Genomic DNA, 16343 nt, shown 5'->3' with positions numbered 1-16343 from the left:
TCGACGCGCAGATCGACCGTGTGCGTGGCCGCGTCAATCGTGGGCAGCAGCTGCATGCGCACCGGGGTGACCCATTGGCGTTGGGCGGCCAGGCCGGGCAGTTCGGCCCGGGGCAGCTGGCCCGCCACCACCTGCGCTGCCACGGTTTGCGGAATGGCCGCGGTAATCCGGAGCGCGGACGGGTCGTACACGGTGAGCAGGGGGCGTCCCGGCATCGCCATGTCGCCCAGCGACACCGGCACTTCCGAGATCACGCCGGCATAGGGTGCGCGGATCACGTGGAGGCCGCTCTGCGTGCGTGCCGCCCCGGCCTGGGCACCCTGTGCCGCGACCTGCGCCCGGGTTGCCTTGAACTCGGACTCGGCGCGCTCCAGCGCAGCCTGGCTGATGTAGTTCTTCTTGAACAGCTGCTTCTGCCGTTCGTACTCCTTGGTGGCGACTTCCAGCGATGCACGTGCCGCCTGCACCTGCGCGTCACTCGCAGCGGCATTCTGGTCGGCTGCCCGGGCATCGATCTGCAGCAGCACCTGGCCCGCCTTGACGGAATCGCCGACCTTGGCGTCCAGCCGGATCACTGCGCCGGACACCTGCGCCGCGATGACCGTCTGGCGGACGGCTTCCACGACGCCGTCAAAGCCGGAGGAGGCGGTGGCGGCCGGCTGGGCCGTCACCGAAGCCAAGGTCTCGGCGGCAGCCCAGCCGGGCAGGGCCAGCGTGAGCGCGGCGACGAAGGTGAATGAGCGGATCTTGAACATACGGATGGTTCGGCGGGCGGCGGACTGGACCGCCATCGGCGTTACGTGTAGTATTTGCGCACTTAGTTAAATAGTCAAGTAGGTACGTAAATGATTTCCTGCAAACCAGTATGGGATCGGGCTGCTGAGGCATGATTGCGCCAGATCAACATCAGGCGTGCCCGGGCATGGAAGGACTTTCCGACGAGGCGTTGGTGCAGGTGGCGGCGTATTTCCAGGCGCTGGCCGAGCCGACGCGGCTGCAGATCCTCAATCTGCTGCGCCAGCAGGAGCGCAACGTGGGCGAGCTGGCGCAGCTGTGCGGCTACAGCTCCGCCAATGTCTCACGGCACCTCGCCCTGTTGACGCAGCACGGCCTGGTGTCGCGGGAAACCCGCGGGAACAGTGCCTACTATCACATCGCCGATCCGGCCGTCTACGAGCTGTGCGACCTGGTGTGCGGCAACATCGCGCGGCAGTTCGAGCGCACGGCACCGAAGCGGGCCGCATTCGTCGCGCCGGTCGCGCGGCGCGGAAGGCCGCGCTCGCCGGCCAGCCCGGCGGCCCGGACCAGGGCCTCGCGCGGCTGACAGGCGCCGCGCCCCACGGGCGCAGCGAGGCATCGGCTTCCGCGCGCTTTCAATGCGCGAGGAAGTAGCGCGCCGTCGCCATCATGCGGGTGTGCCTGGTCGAGTTGATCGAAGGCGCATGCAACAGGCGCAGGTCCATGAGAACGACGTCGCCCGCTCGGCCCGACATCTCGATGACATCGAGGTCCATGTCGCGCAGCACTTTCTCGATCCCTGACGGCGCCTTCAGGATGTCGCGGAGGCTGTGGCGCGCGGCACTGCCCGGCTCGATCCGGTGCGAGCCGGCAATGGCCAAAGTAGCACCGCCGCGTGGGGCGACATCGTCGATCAGGACAAAAGCCTGGATCCCCGGCAGGCGATTGCGAGCGTCGATGGAGATGTCGACATGCCAGTTGAGCCCGCTCAGACTCCAGTCGCCCTGCTGAGGCAGTGAAAGCAGCAGTTGTGCGTCCTGCGGACAAGACAGTGCGCCGCCCGCCAGTTCGCCCATCAAGGCAAGCAGCTCGCTCGTCATCAGGGTGCTTTGCAGGCCGGGCACCTTGATCGAGTTCGACACTCTCGTGATCTGCTGAAAGATCGGCATGCCTTTGATCTGCCTGGATATGCCCTTCCCGGCCACCCCCATGTTCAGCCGCCTCAGCTCCTTGCCGATGTGTTCCTTCAGCGGATGCATTCGATCCTTCGGATGGAAGCCGTCCAGCCGAAGGTAGCCATGGGTCCTGAAAAGCGCTGCTCGATCCGCCTGCATGTGCCTAATGTGCCTGACGGTGGCCGTCCGACGTTCTCCTGAGCCGCGGCCGACCCCCGGATGCCGAGGTCGCCACGCTGAGCCCGGCGAGGAACGCCGGGGGCTTCCTCGCCTCCCCGCGTCTGACCGCTACTTCTCCGCGTACGCCGCGAGCAGCTTGCGCAGGGCTTCGAGCTCCGACTTGAGGAAGGGCTGCGCCTGGCCGCTCGCCATGTAGCTGTCCGGCAGCGCGAGCTGCTGATCGACGAACTGGATGTACTCGGGGCTCTTCACGAAGCGCTCGATCGAATCGGTCAGCACCTTCATGCGCTGCGCGTCCGTCCCGTTCTTGATCAACACGGCGCGCACCTGCGGCAGCAGCACCTCGTAGCCGAACTCCGCCGACACCGGCACGTCGGCGAAGGGCGGGGGCAGGCGCTTGGACGCGAAGAAGATGAGCGGCTTCAGGTCGCCCGAATCGATGAAGTTGCGCACGTCCCCCGCTTGTTCGTAGAGCAGATCGACGTGGCCGCCTAGCACGGCCGAGTACCGTTCGCCGGGCTTCGTATAGGGGATGCCCGTGAGCGCGACCTTCTTCGTCGCCAGGTAGCGCGCGGTCAGGTCATCGGCCGTGTTGGGGCCGGTGATGCCCAGCGTCACCCTGCCGGGCGGGTTCGCCTGCAGCTCCTTCACCACGTCACCCCAGCTCTTGAAGCGGCTGTTCCTGGGCGCGAAGATGCCCGAGGGCTGGCGCAGCAACACCGCCAGCGCCGTCGAGTCCTGCAGCTTGAAGCTCGGGTTCGGCGTTGCGGCCATCATCAGGCTGTCGCCCGTGAGGATGGCGATCGCCTGGCCGTCGGCGGGCTGGCTGACCATGCGCGAGAGGCCGATCATCCCGGACGCGCCCGGCAGGTTCACCACGGGAAAGGGCACCTTGAGATCGGCCTCGAGCCACTTGGCCAGGATGCGCGCCATCACGTCGGCGCCGCCGCCTGCGCCCCAGGGCACGATCACGTCGACCGGCTTGGCCGGGTAGGTCGATTGCGCCTGCGCCGCCGACAGCAGAAGCGCAGAAGACGCGATGGCCGCGCACAGCATCGTCAAGGTCTTTTTCATGGTTGTCTCGTGGTGTTGTTGATGGTTGAACCGGCATGCATCGCGCGTCGCGCCACGTGCAGCCCCACACGCTGGCCGGCCAGCGCATCGCGATCGAGCACCGGCGGCTCGCCCGCCTCGATGAGCATGTCGCCCCGATCGACTCGCGGCGGGTTCGCGAGGAGCGGCCGGCGCACCTTCAGGTAGCCGTTCATCTCGCCGGCGTTGTCGATGTGCCTGGCGGCCACGCAGGCCTCCATCCAGCAACCCGGATCGCAGGCCACGCCGTTGCCGAGCACCGGGCGCATGCCCAGTGCGCGGATGCGCTCGATGGCGCCGGCCAGCAGCTCGAGGCGGGCGAACTTCACGAGCTTCACCTTGACGTAGGTCGCGAGCCCTTCGGCAGCGGCACGCTCGATGTCGGAAAGCGCATAGATCGATTCGTCGAGCATCATCGGCACGCGCGCCGCGCGCACGGCCATCGCGTGTGCGGCCCAGTCGTCTGCGTGGCAGGGTTGCTCGAAGAGTTCGATGTCCTGCGGATCGAGTGCCGCGAGGAACGCGGCAGCCTGCGGCCCTGAGAAGGCCTGGTTGGCGTCGATCCGGATGCGCGCGCGACCCGCGACCACCGCCTGGACCCGGCGGATGCGCGCAAGGTCGTCGGAGCCTGCGAGCCCGACCTTGACCTTGACTGTGCGATAGCCTTGGTCGAGCAGCTTCTCGAACTCGTCGGCGGTCGTCGTCTCGTCGTCGGCATTGAGCAATGCGAGCAGCGGCACCCGCGCGGGTTCGGACAGCGCGAGCCATTCGCTGCGCCCCAGCATGTCCAGGGCAGTGCCGAAGGCGGTCGCCGTGAAGGGCGCTCCCCGTGCAACAGCGTCCACGCGGGTGCGGAACGCATGGTGCGTGCATCCGGCCAGCTCGTCGGCAAGCTGCTGCGCCAGCACCCAGGCACCATCGACACTCTCGTCGGTGTAGCCGTTGAGCAGCGTCGCCTCGCCGAAGCCGGTGGCGCCGTCGGCGTCGGTCAGTTCGACCAGCAGCGTATCGAAGGCGGTGAGGTCGCCGAAGGCCAGGCGGTAGGGTCGAGTGAGCGGCACGCGAAGCCGGTGCACCTCGACGCGTTCGATGCGCGCCAGGTCGATATGTTCGGTCGTGGGCACGGCGAGCTGGCCTTAGATCTCGCCATCACGGGCGCGGCCGATGAGCCAGCCGCCTTCGACCGCGATCTCCGAGCCGGTGATGTAGTCCGACTCGTCGGAGGCCAGGAACACCGCCGCATGCGCGATGTCGTCGGCCGTGCCCCAGCGCCCAACCACCGTCTCCTTGCCCCATGCCACCTCCGTGCTGGTCGCCGCGGCCTCGTTCATCGGCGTCGCGATCGAGCCGGGCGAGATCGCGGTGACGCAGATGTTCTTGCCGCGCATGTCCATCGCCAGCGCGCGCGTCAGCCCCATGACGCCGGCCTTCGCCGCGCAGTAGGCGACGCGGTCCGGCCGCCCGGTGTGCGCCGCGATCGATGCGAGGTTGATGATCTTTCCCTTGCCCGTCTTCAGCATGCTGGGGATGACCGCCTGCGCGCAGAAGAAGTGCCCGGTCAGGTTGATGTCGATCATGCGATGCCAGTCGTCTTCGGTGTGATCGAGAAAGCCCTTCAGGCATCGCGAGCCGGCGTTGTTCACCAGCACATCGATGCGGCCGAACCGGGCGAGCGCCGCCTCCGCCATCTGCAAGGTCTCGGCCTTGCGCGTCACGTCGACCTTGACCGCGATCGCCTCGCCGTCCTGCGCTTCGACCAGGGCCGCCGTCTGCGCCGCGCCTTCCAGGTTGATGTCCGCGACGACGACCTTCGCGCCCTGATGCACGAAGGCCAGCGAGATCGCGCGGCCCATGCCGCTGCCCGCTCCTGTGACCACTGCTACTTTGCCTTTGAGGCGCATCTCGTTTGCTCCAATGTGTTGTGCCGAGATGCAAATCTACGAGTTCCCAAGTTAGACAAGAACGCATTTTTCAAAGAAGATGTTCACTTATTCGGAACATAAAGGTGCGGTGCTTTCATGGGCATCCGTGAACTGAAGACCTTCGTCGCCGTGGCCGAGCGCGGCAGCCTGAGCGCGGGTGCCGATGCGCGCTTCATCAGCCTGCCTGCCGTCAGCGCGCAGATCGCAAGCCTCGAGGCGGAATGGGGCATCAGCCTCTTCGATCGCACCCGCAAGCCCGCACGGCTCACCAACGAAGGCATCGCGCTGCTTGCCAAGGCGCGCGAAGTGCTGGTGCTCTACGACCAGATCGGCGATGCGGTTCGCGAGGCGGACGATCTCACGGGCAGCCTCGTCCTCGGCTCCATTCCCACTGCGCTGACGAGCGTGATCCCGAAGGCGCTGCTGTCGCTGCGCACGCTCCATCCGGGGCTGCAGATCAGGGTGCATCATGGGCTGTCGCCCTCCTTCGCGGAGATGCTGCGGCATGGCGAGATCGATGCGGCGATCATCAGCGAGCCGCGCGTGCAGTTACCCAGCGTGCGGTGGGAGCCGTTTGCGCGCGAGCCCATCCTCGTGATCGCGCCGCGGGAAGCGAAGGGCCGCACGGACGAGGCGCTGCTGAAGGCCTATCCGTATATCCGGTTCAATCGCCACTTCTGGGTCAGCCACGTGATCGAGGAGGCGCTGGCGAAGCGGCGAATCGTCCTGCGCGAGACGATGGAGCTGGACTCCCTGGAGGCGATCGCCCTGATGGTGGCCCACGGCCTGGGCGTATCGATCATTCCCGTGAGCCACACGAGTTTTCTTCGATTGCATCGCGTCAAGGCCGTGCCGCTCGGGCGGCCGCCGCTGTCGCGGACCATCGGGTTGGCCGAGCGCGTCGGGAACCCGAAGGGCCGGTTGACTGCGGCGTTGCTCGATGCGCTCAATCGCGCTGCCGCAAAGAGTGGGAGAAGCACCTAGTCCAATGAACCAGATGCATCGCACCGGATGCGACGAGATGGCCCGGTCGACTCGCCCGATCGCGTGCTCAGCAAGCGTGCATCACTCCAGCGACGCTCCGGAGATCTTGATCCGCTTCGCTTGAATCGGCCGGTCGTTGACGACATAGGTCGCCGCTTCCTCGGGTGTCGACCCGATCGGCATGAGCGCGAACGGATCCATGTGCTTCTCCTGGAAGTCCTTCTCGTTCACGATCGCTTTCACCGATGCCGCCAAGGCTTGCGCAACATTCGCCGGAACGCCCCCGGGCGCACTGAGCATGATCACGTACTGCGCCTTCAGATCTTCATGGCCCAGTTCCTTGAAGGTCGGAACGTCGGGCAATCCCTTGATGCGCGACTCGGCGCCCACCGCGATGATCCTCAGCCGTGCGTCCTTGTGATAGGGCAGCACGGTGGTGACGGCCGTGACGGTGGCGTCCACGCGCCCCGCGATCAGGTCCGGCGCAATGGGCGAGAAGCCCTTGTAAGGCACATGCACCCAGTCGAACTTCTCCTTCGTCGCGAGCATGGCGACGGGCAGGTGCGTGATGCCCCCGATGCCTGACGAGGCGAACTTCACCGAGTCGGCCTTGCGGCTCTTCACGTCCTCCAGGAACTGGCTGAAGGACTTCGCCGGAAATGTCGGGCTGATGGCCAGCGCCATCGGGACGCGGATCATGATGCTCACGGGCGTCAGATCCGACTCGGGGTTGTAGCTGAGGCTCTTGTAGAGAAACTGGTTCTGCGTGATGGGCGCTTCAGTGGAAACCAGGAGCGTGTAGCCATCGGGCCTGGATTTGGCGACGAACTGCGCCGCCACCATCTCGCTGGCACCGGCCTTGTTCTCCACCAGCACGGACTGGTTCAGCATCTGCGCGAGGCTCTTGCCCAATGCGCGCGCAAACGTGTCGACCGACCCGCCGGCCGAATAGCCGACCACCAGGGTGATGGGCTTCTCCTGGAAGGGCTGCGCGTGCGACAGGCCTGCCAGGCCCAGCAGGCCGGCAAGCGCGGCCCGAACGAAAAGCGATCTCTTGTGCATGGCGTCTCCGATATGTCTTGTGGTGTCTTGTGGCCCCGGTCAAGCCCATGCTAGGCCGCGGGACGTGGCTGCATCCATCTCTAAATTGCGAACGCGCCATTCGGTTGTATGGAACGCCAGGCTGTCGGCCCCAGCGTTCTGCAGTGCAGACCCCAGTTTGCAAGTGGGGTTTGCTGTTCTGCCCAATTGACGCTTCGCTCATAGGCATAGTAAGGTCAATCACACGCAAGTGAAAGCGTTCCACTATGCAGACCAAATGACAGACCTAAGCCGCAACCAGATCATCGCCGCCGCTGCCGGCACTCTCGAGGTGCTCGAGGTTCTTGGCCAGGCCGCTGGCGAGATGTCGCTTCGCGAGATCGTGGCCTTGACCGGCAAGCCGAAGGGCACCGTCCACCGCATGGTGTCCACGCTGGTCAACACCGGCTACGCGAGACACGACGCGGAAGCGGGCAGGTACGCGCTGACGCTGAAGGCCTGGCGCGTGGGCGCGAGCGCGCTGCGCCGGCTCGACCTGGTCGAGCTCACCCGTCCCATCCTTGCCGACCTTCGGACGAGGTCGGGAGAGACGGTGCATCTCTCCGTGCTCGATTCCTCCGGAGGCGTGGTGTACGTCGCCAAGCTCGAGAGTCCGAAGTCGATCGGCGTGCAGACCCGGCTCGGCCAGTTGAGCCCCGCGTGGTGCACGGCGACCGGGCGGGCGATCCTTGCGTTCAACCCGGCCGATGCGCAGCGCGCGCTCTCCGGCGTCCTGGAGCGCCGCACGCCTCGCACGGTGATCGATACGGCCGAGCTGCGCAGGCTGCTGGCGCAGGTGCGCGTGAACGGCTACGCCGTCACGCAGGCGGAGAACCATCCGGAGATGGGTGGCGTTGCGGCGCCGATCCGCGACCACTCGGGCCAGGTGGTGGCGGCGCTCGGCGTGGCGATGCCGGAGTACCGCATGTCGCCCGACATCGTCGAAGCGGCCATTCCAAGCGTCATGCGCGCCGCCGCCGAGGCGTCGCGCGTGCTGGGCCACGTGGAGCCCTCGACTCACAAGCAGGAGACAACCTCATGATCGAAACCAGGACCACCCGCAGGACCATCTGCCGCATCGCCGCCGCCGTGGCACTGGCCGCGCTCTCGCCGCACAGCGTTGCGGCAGGCGCATGGCCTGCCAAGACGGTCACGCTGGTCGTGCCCTTTGCCGCTGGCGGCACCACCGACATCGTCGGCCGTACCCTCGGCCAGGCCCTGTCCGAGCTGTGGGGGCAGCCGGTGGTGATCGACAACCGCGCCGGAGCGGGCGGCAACATCGGCACCGCGCTGGTGTCGAAGGCGCCGGCCGACGGGCACACGCTGCTGCTCATCTCCGGCAGCGTGTTCACCGTGAATCCGCATCTCTATCGCAAGGTGCCCTTCGATGCGCGCAAGGACTTCGTGCCGATCACCAAAGTGGCAAGCACGCCGATGGTGGTGGTCGTTCCGGCGAACTCCGATGCCAAGGACCTCAAGACGCTGATCGGCAAGGCGAGGGACAAGCCGGGCGCTGTGAACTTCGGCTCGGCGGGCCCGGGCAGCCAGCTTCACATGGCGGGGGAGGGCTTCGCCTCGGCCGCGGGCGTCGAACTGGTCCACGTGCCCTACAAAGGAGAGGCGCCCGCCTTCGCCGACCTGATGGCAGGGCAGACGCAGGTCGTAGTGGGGATGATCGGTGCCGCGGCGAGCCTGGTGAACGACGGGCGCCTGCGCGCACTGGCGGTGACCAGCAAGGAACGCTCGCCGCTGCTGCCCAACGTGCCGACGACGGCCGAGAGCGGGCTCCCTGGCTTCGTGAACAACGGGTGGTTCGGGCTGGCAGCGCCGGCAGGCACCCCGAAGGAGATCGTCGAGAAGATCCAGCGCGACACCGCCACGGTGCTGGAGCGGCCCGCACTGCGCGACAAGCTGCATGCCCTCGGCATGGTGCCCGTGGGCAACAGCTCCTCGGCCTTCGTCAGGTCGATCGACGAGGAATCGGCCCGGTGGGCCACCCTGATCAAGTCGCGCAAGCTCTCCATCGAGTAGGGAACCCGCGGGAGTGCCGCAGGCGTGGCGCGAAGGCGATGACGAGGCCCGCGCATTCGGCCATGCCGAACGCGCCGTTCCAAACATACAGATTCACAACAAGCCGTACGGCTGCAAAGAATGCATCCATCGATTCATGAGGCACAGGCGAAAGCAATGACAGAGCACGATGCGAGCCAGACCGCTGGGCAAGGGCCGCTCACCGGCTATAGGGTTCTCGAACTGGGTTCCACCGCGGCGGGGCCCTTCTGCACCCGGCTGCTCGCCGACTTCGGCGCGGAAGTTGTGAAGATCGAGGCCGCGGAAGGCGACCCGATCCGCCAGCTCGGTGAAACTGTGGATGGCAAGTCGCTGTATGCGGCGACGATCTGCCGCAACAAGCGGATCGCCTGCTTCGATCTGCGCAATCCGAAGGCGCGCCAGGTGGTCAGGGCCATGCTCCCGAAGTTCGACATCGTGGTGGAGAACTTCCGCCCTGGAACGCTGGAGAAGTGGGAGCTCGGCTACGAAGACCTGCGCAAGCTGCGACCCGATCTGGTCATGACGCGGGTCAGCGGCTACGGCCAGTCGGGCCCCTACCGCAACAAGCCCGGCTACGGCGTCATCGGCGAAGCCATGAGCGGGCTGCGCCAGATGATCGGCGACCCGGACCGTCCACCGTCTCGTGTCGCCATTCCCCTGACCGACTACATTGCCGGCCTCTACGCCGCAATGGGAACGGTCATGGCGATCCTGCACCGCGAGAAGAGCGGCCACGGGCAATGCATCGATGCTGCGCTGATCGAGTCCGCGTTCAGCTTCATGGAAGCCTACGTTCCTGCCTTCGAGAAGACGGGCAAGAGCGGCATGCGCTCCGGCCCCCGCCTGCCGAACAGCGCGCCGAACACCTTGTTTCCGACGCGCGACGGCCAGCACATCCACATTGCCGCGCTTGCCGACGGCATCTTCCGGCGACTGGCCCGCGTGATGGGACGGCCCGAGTTCGGCGCCGATTCCCGCTTCGCCACGCAGGCCGCGCGCAACCGCAACGAGGCCGAGCTGGAAGCCCTGATCGGCGAATGGACCTCGTCGCAGGATCTCGACGCACTGCAGGCCGCGCTGGACGCGGATGACGTGCCGGCGAGCCGCATCTTCACCATGGCCGACATCTTCAAGGACGCGCACTTCCGCAGCCGCGGGATGCTGGTGCCCACCCCCGACGACGATCTCGGCGCGGTCACGCTGGCGGGCGTCGTTCCCAAGATGTCACTCACGCCGGGAAGCATCCGCTGGTCCGGCCATCGCATTGGCCAGGACACGCGCGCCTTGCTTCGCGAGCTGGCCGGACTGGACGATGCCGCGATCGATGCACTCGTGGCGGAGGGCGTCGTGTCCTGCGATCCACAGGCGCATTCCGGCGCAGCCGATCGGGCACGCCCCGCCTCCTCCAGAACCACCTCGACGATCAGCCTCTGAGCCTGAAACCATGAATACCTTCAAAGCCTTTCGCGTTCATACCATCGATGGCAAGCCGGTTTGCCGCTTCGAGCGCTTGACGCTCGACGATCTGGATCCCGGTCCGGTGCTCATCCGTACCGCCTTCTCGGCCATCACCTACAAGGACGCAATGGCCGCCCGCGGCGTCGGGCGCAACGTCCGTACCGATCGGCCCTGCGTCACCGGGGTGGACATGTCCGGCGTGGTCGTGTCTTCCGCGGACCCGCGCTTTCGCGAGGGCGACCAGGTCGCCGTGACCAACTACAAGCTCGGCACCGAGCAGGACGGCGGTTACGCCGAATACACGCGGGTGCCGGGTGACTGGATCGTTCCCCTGCCGGAAGGGCTCTCGCTGTACGAGGCGATGGCGCTGGGCACCTCGGGCCTGACCGCTGCGCTGGCGGTCGACCGGCTCGAGAAAGCGGGTCTTACGCCGGATGCCGGACCCGTCGCCGTGACCGGTGCGACGGGGGGCGTCGGCAGTCTGGCGGTCGACATGTTCGCGCGGCGCGGCTTCGAGGTGGTCGCGATCTCCGGCAAGCGCGAGCAGGAGGGCTTCCTCCGAGCCATCGGCGCATCGCGGGTCATGCCGCGCGACGAACTGCTTGCGGACAAGTCGGCCATGGCGAGCGGCGCGCCATTTGCCGGCGCCCTGGACAACGTCGGCGGAGGCATGCTCGATCGCCTGATGGCGCAGATGCGCCCGCACGGAAAGATCGCCGTGGCCGGCATGGTCGGTGTCGAGCTGCACGCAACCGTGCTGCCCTTCGTGCTGCGCTCTGTCGACATCCTGGGCATCAACGTCTCGCGCCAGCTGCAGATGCCAGAGCGGCAGCGCCTCTGGCAGCGAATGGCCACCGACCTCAAGCCGAGGCACCTGGCCGAGATCGCAAGGCCCATCCCGTTCGAGGACCTCGACAAGACCATGGACAGCTTCTTCAACGTGTCGACCGTCGGGCGCGTGGTAGTCGAGGTGGGCCCCCGCGCAGGCTGAGAAGGCAAGGAGAGACAGATGGACTTCGCACTGAACGATGACCAGCGGATGATGGTCGAGGCGGCCCGCCGCCTGAACGAGAAATTCGTCGAGCCGCTGCTGGCTTCGCACGACCGTGACAAGGCGCTTCCCAAGTCCGCCGTGCTGAGTATTCTCGAGAAGGTGGCCGATCTCGGCCTGACCTCCGCGCGCATTCCCGAAAAGGACGGCGGCACCGGCCTGAAGCTGCTGGACTATGGTCTGCTCGTCGAGCAGCTGCCGCCCACGGTGATGCTGATCGTCCAGCCGCACGAAGCCACGACGACACGCATCCATTTCGGCGGCAGTCCCGAGCAGCGCGAGCGCTTCGTGCCCGACCTGATGGCGGGGCGCCGCATCGCCTGTACCGGCAGCACCGAACCCGATGTCGGCTCGGACCCGCGCGGCATCAAGACCACCGCGACCCCGGACGGCGGCCATGTCGTCCTCAACGGCCGCAAGCAGTGGATATCCAACGCGACCGTATGCGACGTGATGAACGTGACCTGTCGCATCCCCGAAGGCTCGGGCTACCGCATGGCGCGCGTCCTCGTCGACCGGGCGGAGTCGCCCTTCGAGGCCAACGAGGTCGACATGCTGGGCCTGCGCCAGGCGCCTCTGGGCGAGGTGCTGTTCGACGGCTGCCGGGTGCCGCAGGCCAACGTGTGCCCCGACAACGGCGACACGGCCAAGCTGCTGACCGTCACCTGGCTGGCGAACCGGCCCACGGTCGGCCTGATGGCGGTGCACCTGGCCCAGCGCGCTTTCGAGCTGGCACGCGAGTACGCGGGCGTGCGCAAGCAGTTCGGCAAGGCTATCGGCGCCTTCCAGCTCATCCAGCACGACTTGGCCGAGATCGAGACCGCCGTCGTCACAAGCCGCCTGGCCTGCTACAACGCCCTCGCTGCGCTGGACCGGGGCGAGCGGGCGAATGGACTCTCGGCCATGGCCAAGCGCTACGCCGTCGATGCGTGCGATCGCGCCATCCAGCTTGCGATGCGCATCCATGGCGGCATGGGCCTGAGCCGGGAGCTGGGGCTGGAGCAGATGGCGCGGGATGTGCGCACGCTGGCAATTCCCGACGGCACGCCCGGCATCCTGTCCCTCATCCAGGGCCGCGAGATCACCGGCTTCGATGGATTCCGCCCAGCCTGACGTGCCGCGTATGCTGCTGCGCTCGCCCCTGATGACGGAGGTGCTCGTGACGGATCCGATCGTGCCCGGCGATGACGGCGCAGCGCGCGATGCCACCAGGCGCAGCGCGCTCTTCGTCGATGAGCCGGTGCGCGTGCATTTCGACATTGCGGACCTGCGCCTGTTCGTCCACATCGCAGAGCTTGGCAACCTCACGCGGGGCGCGCAGCGCGCGGCGCTCTCGCCCGCGGCCGCGAGCTCGCGCCTCAAGTCGCTGGAAAGCCAGCTGCGCAGCCGCCTCTTCTACCGGGACCCGCGCGGCCTGACGCTCACCTCGGCGGGCGAGACGCTGCTGCGCCATGCGCGCGTGATCCTTCGCCAGATCGAGCACGTGAAGAGCGATTTCTCGGTCCACTCGGATGGCGCCACCGGCCACATCCGCATGTTCGCGAACACCACCACCATCACCGAGGTGCTGCCTGAAGTGCTGGCCCGCTTCATGAGCGAGCGGCCGGGCGTGACCGTCGACCTGCAGGAGCGCAACACGCGCGAGGTGGTGCGCGGCATCCTCGACGGCTCCGCCGACATCGGCATCATCGCGGGGCCGGCGCCGGAGTCGGCACTGCAGTCGCAATGCTTCAGCACCGACCGGCTCGTGCTGGCGACGCCCTTCGTCCACCCCTCGAGCGGCCGCAGCGAAATGCGCTTCGAGGAAACCCTGGAGTTCCCGCACATCGGCCTGCAGGGCAGCACGCTCGACCTGTTCCTGACGCAGACGGTGAACCAGCTCAACCAGACCTTGAACGTGCGCGTGATGATGAGCAGCTTCGAGGCGATGTGCCGCATGATCGAAGCCGGCGTCGGCGTCGGCATCGTTCCCGAATCGGCGGCGCGCCGGCTCGCCCGCAGCATGCGGCTGAACCTGGTCCGGCTGTCCGACCCCTGGGCATTCCGTGAGCGCCGGGTCCTGTACCGCGACATCGACGCACTCCCGGGCTGCGCCCGCATCTTCCTGGACATGCTCTTACAAGCACCCGACCCGGCCATGCCCGCGCGCGACGCGGGCTCTGCGCGAGAAGACCCGCCATGACGACCGTTCTTTCCGGCCTTCGCATTCTCGAATTCGCCGCGATCGGCCCCGTCCCCTGGTGCGGCATGGTGCTGGCGGACCTCGGCGCCAGCGTGGTCCGCATCGAGCGTCCAGGCAGCGCCGCCGAGCACGACACGCTTGGCGCAGTGCGCCGCGGCCGCACGCTCGTCGAGCTGGACCTCAAGTCCGCGGAAGGCCGCGAGGCCGCGCTGCAGCTCGCCGAGCGCGCCGACATCCTGCTCGAAGGACTGCGCCCGGGCGTCATGGAGCGCCTGGGGCTGGGCCCGCCGGAATGCATGGCCCGCAACCCGCGCCTGGTCTATGGCCGCATGACGGGATGGGGCCAGACCGGCCCCTTGGCGCAGCGGGCGGGGCACGACATCAACTACATCGCGCTCTCGGGCGCGCTGCATGCGATCGGCACCGCCGACAAGCCGGTGCCGCCGCTCAACCTCGTCGGCGACTTCGGCGGTGGTGGCGCCTTCCTCGCCATCGGCGTGCTCGCCGCCGCCTGGCAGGCGCGCGCCTGCGGCCGTGGCCAGGTGGTCGACGCCGCCATGATCGACGGCAGCGCCGTGCTCATGGCCATGATCTTCAGCCGGATGCTGATGGGGCAATGGACCGATCGGCGGGCGAGCAACCCGCTCGACGGCGGCGTCCCCTGGTACGACACCTATCGCACCCGCGACGGCCGATTCGTCGCCGTGGGCGCGCTCGAGCCGCAGTTCTACGACGAGCTGGTGCAGCGGCTCGGCCTGGCCGGGCAGTTGCCGGATCGGCAGGAGGCGGCACATTGGCCCGAGATACGGCGCCGCTTCGAGGAAGCCTTCGGCAGCCGCACGCGCGAGGATTGGGCCGCCCACTTCGCGGCCAGCGATGCCTGCGTGACCCCCGTGCTCTCTCTCGCCGAGGCCATGGCGCATCCGCACATGCAGGCGCGCGGCGTCTTCATGCCTTGGGATGCCGGCCAGGTGCCGGCGGCGGCCCCGGTGTTCGACGGCGCGCGGCCGTCGGCGACGCCACCATCGCGCCGCTGTTCCATGGCCGAGGTGCTGGAGAATTGGCCTTCCACGTCCAATGCCCGCGCACCCGGAGTCCCTTGATCCCCCTCGAAACGGCCCTCCTCTTCCTCGGCTGCGTGGCAGCCGCCACCTTCGTCCAGAACCTCACCGGCTTCGCCCTCGGCCTCGTGCTGCTGGGCCTGGTCGAGCTGCTCCACGTCGTGCCGCTGGCCGAGGCCGTCAACGCCACCATGGTGCTGGCGCTCGCGAACGCGGCAGCCTTCTTTCGCGGCCACGGTGGCACGCTCCCCTGGCGCCCCTTGCGCCACGCGCTGCCGGCGAGTCTTGTCGGCGTGGTCATCGGCCTCGGGCTGCTCGCATGGCTGAGCGCGAATGCGCAGCAGTTCCTGAGACTGCTGTTGGGATGCGTCGTGGTGCTCAGTGCCGTGGCGCTGCTCCTGCACAGCCGGCAGCTCGCGCGGCCCTCGCCGCCCGCGGGCTTCGCGGCCGCGGGCCTGCTTTCCGGCGTGCTCGGCGGGCTGTTCGCGACCTCCGGACCGCCGATCGTGTTCCACCTGTACCGCCAGCCCTTCGACCCGATGTTCGTGCGTCGCTGCCTGACGCTGATGTTCTCCGCCAACAACGCCTTCCGCCTGGTTCTCGTGGCGGTCGCCGGCCATTTCTCGATGCGCTCGCTGCTGTTGTCGGGAATGGCCTTGCCGGTGGTCTACGTCGTCACCCGGTGGTGCCTGCGGCATCCGCTGCGGGTGTCGGAGCGTGCGCTGCGCACGATCACGGCCCTGCTGCTGGTCGCGACGGGTGTGTCGCTGGCCGCTTCCGCGAAGTTGTGGCCCTGGTGATCGTGCGGGCAGGCTGATGTCGAATGCGCCTGCAAGGCCAGCCGCGTCAGCTCCGGGAGCTCGCTTCACCGCGCAAGTCACGCATATGGTCGTGGTTGCGCTGGGCGCACTGCGCCTGGCGTTCCACGAAGCTGCGCACGTCGGGGGGTAGGTTCTGCGCCAGGGCCTCGCGGTAACGCGCCACTGCCGCATCCTCCCTTCGTTCGCATTCCTCGAGCATCGACAGGTCGCTGTCCGCGCCCGCCGCGACCTTGATGTGGGCCCGGCCAAGATGCACGGTTGCGCCGGCCGTGCCCCCCTCGGCGGGCGTGCCGCCAAAGCGCCAGATCAACCGGACCAGCTCGTCGGCTGCCTGGTGGCACTGTTCGGCCCGGTGATAGAAAACCTCCTGGAGCCTCGCCGCCGCTGCCTCGTCTGCACAGGCCTGGAAGCCGAACTCCGCGTCGCGCGTGATCTCGAGCAATCCATTGAGCACGTCCACCACATGACCGGCGCTCGGCCCCTGCGTCAAGGGGTCCGGGTTCGTATCGGCGGAAGGATGATGTTCCTTGGTCATGATGCGGCTCCT

General features: G+C 67.6%; 17 protein-coding genes. 10 read left to right on the top strand and 7 right to left on the bottom strand.

All coding sequences use genetic code 11. The features are described 5' to 3' along the window. Positions 1-791 (bottom strand): efflux RND transporter periplasmic adaptor subunit (locus APY03_RS10520; RefSeq protein ID WP_232324223.1); only part of this gene is annotated, 791 nt, incomplete at its 3' end. 131 nt (positions 792-922) lie between these two features. Between APY03_RS10520 and APY03_RS10515 the strand changes: the two genes are divergently transcribed. Next, positions 923-1324, top strand: a complete 402-nt coding sequence (locus APY03_RS10515) for an ArsR/SmtB family transcription factor (protein ID WP_083944269.1) — start codon at positions 923-925, stop codon at positions 1322-1324. A 49-nt stretch (positions 1325-1373) separates the two neighbouring features. Here the strand turns inward: APY03_RS10515 and APY03_RS10510 are convergent, their stop codons facing one another. The 4 genes from APY03_RS10510 to APY03_RS10495 form a co-directional block, all read right to left on the bottom strand. Next, the gene (locus APY03_RS10510; protein ID WP_068676516.1) at positions 1374-2072 is read right to left on the bottom strand and encodes a phytanoyl-CoA dioxygenase family protein; all 699 of its coding nucleotides are present in this window, start codon (positions 2070-2072) and stop codon (positions 1374-1376) included. Positions 2073-2201: 129 nt separating this feature from the next. After that, complete coding sequence (locus tag APY03_RS10505; RefSeq protein ID WP_068676514.1) at positions 2202-3167, bottom strand: tripartite tricarboxylate transporter substrate binding protein; 966 nt, start codon at positions 3165-3167, stop codon at positions 2202-2204. Next, on the bottom strand, positions 3164-4309 hold the full coding sequence (locus APY03_RS10500) for a mandelate racemase/muconate lactonizing enzyme family protein (protein WP_068676512.1): 1146 nt from the start codon (positions 4307-4309) through the stop codon (positions 3164-3166). The genes APY03_RS10505 and APY03_RS10500 overlap by 4 nt, the downstream gene beginning before the upstream one ends. Before the next feature lie 12 nt (positions 4310-4321). Then, positions 4322-5086, bottom strand: coding sequence for an SDR family NAD(P)-dependent oxidoreductase (locus APY03_RS10495; protein WP_068676510.1), 765 nt, complete (start codon positions 5084-5086; stop codon positions 4322-4324). Between the two features lie 117 nt (positions 5087-5203). On the opposite strand from APY03_RS10495, the gene APY03_RS10490 reads away from it, so the two are divergent. Then, positions 5204-6091: a LysR family transcriptional regulator gene (locus APY03_RS10490; protein ID WP_068676508.1), complete on the top strand. Its 888-nt coding sequence runs from the start codon at positions 5204-5206 to the stop codon at positions 6089-6091. An 81-nt stretch (positions 6092-6172) separates the two neighbouring features. Here the strand turns inward: APY03_RS10490 and APY03_RS10485 are convergent, their stop codons facing one another. Then, entirely contained in the window at positions 6173-7153 is a 981-nt protein-coding gene (locus APY03_RS10485; RefSeq protein ID WP_068676506.1) for a Bug family tripartite tricarboxylate transporter substrate binding protein, read from the bottom strand. Between the two features lie 256 nt (positions 7154-7409). Between APY03_RS10485 and APY03_RS10480 the strand changes: the two genes are divergently transcribed. The 8 genes from APY03_RS10480 to APY03_RS10445 all read left to right on the top strand — a co-directional run bounded on the left by APY03_RS10480 (position 7410) and on the right by APY03_RS10445 (position 15775). Beyond that, positions 7410-8213 (top strand): IclR family transcriptional regulator, encoded by an 804-nt coding sequence (locus tag APY03_RS10480; RefSeq protein ID WP_068676504.1) that lies wholly within the window; start codon positions 7410-7412, stop codon positions 8211-8213. After that, the gene (locus APY03_RS10475; RefSeq protein WP_068676502.1) at positions 8210-9202 is read left to right on the top strand and encodes a Bug family tripartite tricarboxylate transporter substrate binding protein; all 993 of its coding nucleotides are present in this window, start codon (positions 8210-8212) and stop codon (positions 9200-9202) included. Before APY03_RS10480 ends, APY03_RS10475 begins: the two co-directional genes overlap by 4 nt. 156 nt (positions 9203-9358) lie before the next feature. Next, positions 9359-10657, top strand: a complete 1299-nt coding sequence (locus APY03_RS10470; protein WP_068676500.1) for a CaiB/BaiF CoA transferase family protein — start codon at positions 9359-9361, stop codon at positions 10655-10657. Between the two features lie 10 nt (positions 10658-10667). Continuing rightward, positions 10668-11672: an acrylyl-CoA reductase family protein gene (locus tag APY03_RS10465; protein ID WP_068676498.1), complete on the top strand. Its 1005-nt coding sequence runs from the start codon at positions 10668-10670 to the stop codon at positions 11670-11672. A gap of 18 nt (positions 11673-11690) precedes the next feature. Then, the gene (locus tag APY03_RS10460; protein ID WP_068676496.1) at positions 11691-12845 is read left to right on the top strand and encodes an acyl-CoA dehydrogenase family protein; all 1155 of its coding nucleotides are present in this window, start codon (positions 11691-11693) and stop codon (positions 12843-12845) included. After that, on the top strand, positions 12826-13914 hold the full coding sequence (locus APY03_RS10455; RefSeq protein WP_332112713.1) for a LysR family transcriptional regulator: 1089 nt from the start codon (positions 12826-12828) through the stop codon (positions 13912-13914). The genes APY03_RS10460 and APY03_RS10455 overlap by 20 nt, the downstream gene beginning before the upstream one ends. Then, positions 13911-15017 (top strand): CaiB/BaiF CoA transferase family protein, encoded by a 1107-nt coding sequence (locus APY03_RS10450; RefSeq protein WP_068676495.1) that lies wholly within the window; start codon positions 13911-13913, stop codon positions 15015-15017. The genes APY03_RS10455 and APY03_RS10450 overlap by 4 nt, the downstream gene beginning before the upstream one ends. Further along, positions 15014-15775 (top strand): TSUP family transporter, encoded by a 762-nt coding sequence (locus tag APY03_RS10445; RefSeq protein ID WP_083944268.1) that lies wholly within the window; start codon positions 15014-15016, stop codon positions 15773-15775. Before APY03_RS10450 ends, APY03_RS10445 begins: the two co-directional genes overlap by 4 nt. A 46-nt stretch (positions 15776-15821) precedes the next feature. On the opposite strand, the gene APY03_RS10440 is transcribed toward APY03_RS10445, so the two are convergent. Continuing rightward, positions 15822-16331 (bottom strand): ferritin-like domain-containing protein, encoded by a 510-nt coding sequence (locus tag APY03_RS10440; protein WP_083944267.1) that lies wholly within the window; start codon positions 16329-16331, stop codon positions 15822-15824. Positions 16332-16343 lie beyond the last annotated feature (12 nt).

The organism is Variovorax sp. WDL1, assembly GCF_001541225.1.
In the GTDB taxonomy this organism is placed as follows: domain Bacteria; phylum Pseudomonadota; class Gammaproteobacteria; order Burkholderiales; family Burkholderiaceae_C; genus Variovorax.
The sequence above is the reverse complement of the archived record's forward strand: the minus strand, read 5'-3'. Positions and strand labels throughout refer to the sequence as shown.